The organism is Arsukibacterium sp. (assembly GCF_041616895.1).
Taxonomy (GTDB): Bacteria; Pseudomonadota; Gammaproteobacteria; order Enterobacterales; family Alteromonadaceae; genus Alishewanella.
This window is the reverse complement of the sequence record NZ_JBFJPY010000138.1, coordinates 1-5,380: the sequence shown is the minus strand read 5'-3', so window position 1 is coordinate 5,380 and position 5,380 is coordinate 1. Positions and strand designations below refer to the sequence as shown.

The following is a 5,380-nucleotide window of genomic DNA, read 5'->3' as shown; positions in this document are numbered from 1 at the left end:
GCCCGGATGATATTGTCCATGATGATGCCAGTGGCATTACCGCCAAAGTGTTGGAGAAGTCTTTCCGGGGCTCCCACATTCTGTACACATTAGAACTTAGTGGTGGTGAGCAGGTATATTGTTTGGCGCTAAGCCATCATAACCATGCCATTGGTGAGCACATTGGGATCCGGCTTGACCTGGACCACCTGGTACTTTTTCCGCGGATCTAGCCTGGCAAGTTCTTGCCAGGCTGGGGTGCCGCTCAGCATGCAGCAAGCAGTAATGCTAGGCGCAAATAAAAAGGGATGCCCTAACTCAGCGACATCCCAACCAGGAAAAATAATGGCGTGCGTCGTTAATCTGTCTCCAGAAAGGTACGGATAGTATCAGCAACAGCGGCAATGCCAACCACACCATCTAAATGCCCCCAAATGCCTGGTATTTCAGCATATTCCACGGTTTTACCGGCCGCGGTCATGGCTTCAACGCTGGTTTTGGCCATTTGGGGTAGCAGTAACTGGTCGCCACTGGCGGGTAAAAATAAGGTTTTGGCCGTTACCCGGCCTAAAGCTTGCTGCCAGTTATCACCCATGCCCGCCCGGTACAATTGTGAGGCGCGCACCAGGTATAAAATATGATTAGCATCCTGCATTTTTGCGCGTAAATTGGCGTGAGCCATTAATTGATCCCAGGCAGAAAAGCTGGCCAGAATATCCTGGTGGGGCGCTTTGTCGGTATAAGGCGCCGGGTAACGCATATTAAAACCCGTTGGGTAAACTGCATCCTGAATTATATAGGCCAGCGCGGTTGTTAAACCCTGCTCTGGTTGGCCGTGCTGGTAATAATCGCCGCCTCGCCATGCCGGGTCTTGCTTAATAGGATAGGCCCAGCGTTCTAAGCGCACTGCTGCCCAGGCATCGATATAAGCCGTGCCAATTACCGGAATTAACCGCTCAACCCGCTCAGGGTAACGGGTTGCCCACTCAATAGCCTGAAACGAGCCCATTGAACCACCGACCACGGCATGTAGTTTGCTAATTCCCAGACTGTCGAGTAATGCTTTTTGAACTTCAACAAAATCGCCTATGGTCACCACCGGAAAACTTAAGCCATAAGGTTTGCCGGTAGCCGGATTAACCGTGGCAGGTCCGGTGGTAATGACTGTTGGGTCGAACACATTGGCGTTGACCAGGGTATCAACGCTGATAACATAAAATTTATCAGTATCGATCGCTTTACCCGGACCAATAATGGCGTCCCAGTAGCCGGGCGCCGCATCAGTTTCTTTATATTTACCGGCGGCATGCGAGCTGCCTGAGAAAAAGTGGGTGATCAGAATAACATTTGATTTATCGGCATTAAGTTTACCATATGCTTCCCAGCCCACTTTCACCGGGCTGATCAGAGCGCCATTCTCGGTAGTAAAGCGTTTAATCTCAAAAGCACGTTTTTCAACCAGCATAGCCTGGCTGTCGCAGCCAGTCAGCAGCAGTCCCAAAAACAATAACGCGTGTAGTAATTTCATGTAATTATCCTTAAAACCACTGAAACAAGGTAATGGCCAGTATTACCCCTAATAACGGCATTAACACGCTGACTACCGCCATCGGCCAGTAAGCGTTTTGGTGGGTTTCCCCACAAATAGCTCGAATAGTGGTGACCACGTAGCCGTTGTGCGGCAATGAGTCTAGCGCACCGGATGAAATAGCGACCACTCGATGCAGCTGTTCAGCATCAACCCCACGGTCGAGATAAGTAGGTGCAATTTCCGGCAGGGCAATGGCCTGGCCACCTGAGGCAGACCCGGTTAAACCGGCGATAGCACTTACCGCTACCGCTGCACCGACCAGCTCCGGGCCTGGCAGGTGGGTCATATAATCCACCACGCTGCTAAAAGCAGGGGTTAATTTGGCCACACTGCCAAAACCTACTACAGCAGCGGTATTACCAATGGCCAGTAATGCGCCTAACACCCCTTCGTTAGTGGCGGCGGCCGGGTTTGCCAGAAAGCGGAAGTTAAGCAAATATAAACTGACTACACCGCCTGCCAGCGCGATAATTAATGCTGCTTGTTGCAACGCATCGTGCAGTAAAAAAGAGGTGACCAAAACAACCAGCAAGGGAATAAGACCCGTTAACCAATGGGGTAAAGGTTTATCGGTTAAGGTAGGGTCGCTGGCGCGCTGCACAAACTGCTCGCCATTTTTAACCGCATTTTTAATCATCCACATCAGACTGAAATAACCGCCTACCGCCATAAACAAGGCGACGACAATACTGACCTGCCAGCCGGCATAGGGAGTGGTACCCAAATAAGCGATTGGGATCCAGTTCTGAATTTCCGGAGAGCCTGCAGAGGTCATGGTAAAGGTAACGGAACCTAAGGCTAAAGCTGCTGGGATAAAGCGTCGGGGTAAATTCGCGCCTTTAAACAGACTGACTGCCATCGGATAAGCGGAAAAGGCCACTACAAATAAACTGACGCCACCGTAAGTTAACACCGCGCAGGCCAGCACGATGGCAAGCACTGCCCGGGTGTGGCCTAAACGTTTAACAATAGCCAGCGCCACCGCATCGGCTGCGCCAGTATGCTCCATCAATTTACCGAATATTGAACCCAGTAAAAACATCAGAAACCAGGCGGCCACAAAACCAGCAAAACCGTTCATGTAGCCATGAACAAAATCAATTTTATCAGCTACTTGCCAAAATGGGATACCATTGGTGGCAGCGACTAGCAGAGCACACAATGGTGCGGTTATAAAAAGATTAAAACCGCGCATGGTAAATACAATTAACAGGCCTAAACCCAGTAGCAAGCCAAAGATACTTAACATCGGCAAATCCTTGTTATCATTTTCAGCTAGTCTGATACAGCTTGACGATTGTCACCATAGTACTAAGGTACAGGTTAAAAATTCTGCGTTTAGGCCTACAGTAACAACACTGGTTAGTACCACATTTTGCAATCACTCAGCAGGAGAGCCAACGATGGCCAATAATTATAAGAATGCACAGCACAAGTTTACCCGCTCGGCCCTGAAACCCAGCCTGTTAGCATTGGCTATCAGCAGCTGTCTGACAATGCCGGCACTGGCGCAGGAGCAAGCGACAGCAGAATCTGAATTAAAACTGGAACGAATTGAAGTTACTGCACGGCGTACCGTTGAAAATCTTCAGACGGTGCCGGTAGCAGTAACTTCGTTAGGCTCAGAAGAGCTCGCCCAGCGTGGGATGGATAATTTAATCGCTGTACAGCAATATTCACCTAATACCACATTACAAATTTCTCGGGGCACCAACAGCACTCTAACGGCGTATATCCGGGGTATTGGCCAACAAGACCCGTTGTGGGGTTTTGAACCAGGTGTAGGTATATACATTGACGATGTCTACATGGCGCGACCACAAGGCGCGGCGTTAGATGTATATGATGTTGAACGTATTGAAGTGTTGCGTGGGCCTCAAGGTACATTATATGGGCGTAACACTATCGGTGGCGCGGTTAAATACGTTACTAAAGACCTCACTGGTGATACCGCATTTGCCGTTCGCGGTACTATTGGTACTGAAAACCAGCAAGATGTTAAGTTATCTGGCCAGGTAGGCCTAACGGACACTTTATTTGTCAGTGGTGCCATTGCAAGCTTTAACCGCGACGGTTTTGGTACGTACATAAATACCGGTGCTGACAACTATGATAAAGATGTACAATCTGGCCGTATTAGCGTGCAGTGGAATGCAGCAGATAATTTTACAGTTAGATTTAGTGCAGACAAAACCACCGATAAGTCTAATTCAAAAGGTGGCTATCGCTTAACGCCAAGTTTATTAGTTCCCACTCAGCCATTAACAGACAGCGTTTACGATTCCTATACCAGTATGCCAGCTGATAATAAAGTTGATACTGAAGGCCAATCTTTAACTTTAACCTGGAATGTAAATTACAACTGGACGGTTAAATCGGTTACGGCCAAACGCAAAGGTGTCACCGATACCAATATAGACTTTGACTCTACGCCTTTACAGTCATTAGATATACCGGCTTTTTATGAAGATGAACAAACCTCACAAGAGCTTCAATTATTATTTAGCGGCGATAAGTTTAAAATGGCGTCAGGTCTATATTACTACACTGGTGAAGCGTGCGGTGCCTTCGGTACTGTCATTGTTGCCGGCGCAGGTGTCACTGTCGAAAACGGTGGTTGTGTTGATACCGATAGTATTGCTGCCTATGCCCAAGGCTCTTACGAATTAACTGACAAGTTATCATTAACGGCGGGTGGTCGTTATACTAAAGATGACAAAGATGCGACTCTGAACCGTAATTTATACTTAGGTTATAAAGGCCCACGTGATCCTGCAGCGCCAGGCACCCTATTACAAGTGCAAACAGACTTTAGCGGTAGCGAAAGTTTTAGCCATTTCTCACCACGACTTGGTGCAGAGTATCAGTACAACCGTGATTTAATGTACTACGTTAGCTATACCGACGGCTTTAAATCGGGTGGTTTTGATATGCGTGCGGTTGAAATTGTGAACCCTAACGCAACCGACCCGTATCAAGAAGAGACCGTTGATACTTTCGAGTTTGGTATCAAGAGTGAATGGTTAGATCAGCGTTTACGTATGAATGCGGCGGTTTTTCATTCATCCTATGATGATATGCAAGTTACTGTGCAACGTGCTGTAGGTAATAACGTTGCATCGCAAGTATTAAATGCTGCCAGTGCAGATATCAATGGTGCTGAAATTGAGGCGCTATTTGCGGCAACGCGTGATCTTGAACTAAGTGCAATTGTCGGTTACATCGATGCGTCGTTTAACAAAGTAGAGTTTTTTGATCCGGTATCGCAATCTGTTGTTGACGTATCTGATGTTTGGGGATTTGCAAATACACCAGAGTTAACCGCAACATTGGCTAGCCGTTATACCTTAGTAACCGAATTTGGTGACTTAGTGTTTAATGCTAACTTAGCTTACCGCGGTGCAACGCAAATTTTTGAAGTACCTTCAGCGCTCGATTATGGCGGCTATACCTTGATAAATGCGGGTGTTAACTGGTATTCAAAAGACGGATACTGGGATGTATCATTGCAGGGTAAAAACTTAGGTGATAAGCAAGCACGGATTGCCGGTTATAACTTCCCGTTGTTGGCAGGTGAGCAAACTATTACCGGTTATTATATTGACCCACGTACTGTAAGTTTGTCTGTTGGTTACCGTTTCTAATAACTTAAAAACCTTGCCGGGGCGCAAGCCCCGGTTCATTATAGCGAGCCCATGTGCTCAGAAGTATACGTTATGATAGCCATCATCGCTGATGATCATCCTTTATTCCGGGTTGCCCTGGCCCAGGCTTCCTCAGCCATTCTTGGCAACGATGCCCTGTTGCTGC

4 protein-coding genes are annotated in these 5,380 nt (G+C 47.6%); 2 read left to right on the top strand and 2 right to left on the bottom strand.

The features are described 5' to 3' along the window. Window positions 1–212, top strand: a 212-nt coding sequence (locus ABY802_RS15545; RefSeq protein WP_372628038.1) for a TOBE domain-containing protein, incomplete at its 5' end; no start/stop codon positions are given. Window positions 213–337: 125 nt separating this feature from the next. On the opposite strand, the gene ABY802_RS15540 is transcribed toward ABY802_RS15545, so the two are convergent. Both ABY802_RS15540 and ABY802_RS15535 read right to left on the bottom strand, forming a co-directional pair. Further along, complete coding sequence (locus ABY802_RS15540; RefSeq protein WP_372628037.1) at window positions 338–1,507, bottom strand: homoserine O-acetyltransferase; 1,170 nt, start codon at window positions 1,505–1,507, stop codon at window positions 338–340. Between the two features lie 10 nt (window positions 1,508–1,517). Then, on the bottom strand, window positions 1,518–2,819 hold the full coding sequence (locus tag ABY802_RS15535; RefSeq protein WP_372628036.1) for a GntP family permease: 1,302 nt from the start codon (window positions 2,817–2,819) through the stop codon (window positions 1,518–1,520). Window positions 2,820–2,973: 154 nt separating this feature from the next. On the opposite strand from ABY802_RS15535, the gene ABY802_RS15530 reads away from it, so the two are divergent. Continuing rightward, complete coding sequence (locus ABY802_RS15530) at window positions 2,974–5,214, top strand: TonB-dependent receptor (protein ID WP_372628035.1); 2,241 nt, start codon at window positions 2,974–2,976, stop codon at window positions 5,212–5,214. The last annotated feature ends 166 nt before the right edge of the window (window positions 5,215–5,380 follow it).

Excerpts from the sequence above, each read along its gene's own strand:
- ABY802_RS15540 (WP_372628037.1), bottom strand. The coding sequence starts at position 1,507 with ATGAAATTACTACACGCGTTATTGTTTTTGGGACTGCTGCTGACTGGC.
- ABY802_RS15535 (WP_372628036.1), bottom strand. The coding sequence starts at position 2,819 with ATGTTAAGTATCTTTGGCTTGCTACTGGGTTTAGGCCTGTTAATTGTA.
- ABY802_RS15530 (WP_372628035.1), top strand. The coding sequence starts at position 2,974 with ATGGCCAATAATTATAAGAATGCACAGCACAAGTTTACCCGCTCGGCC.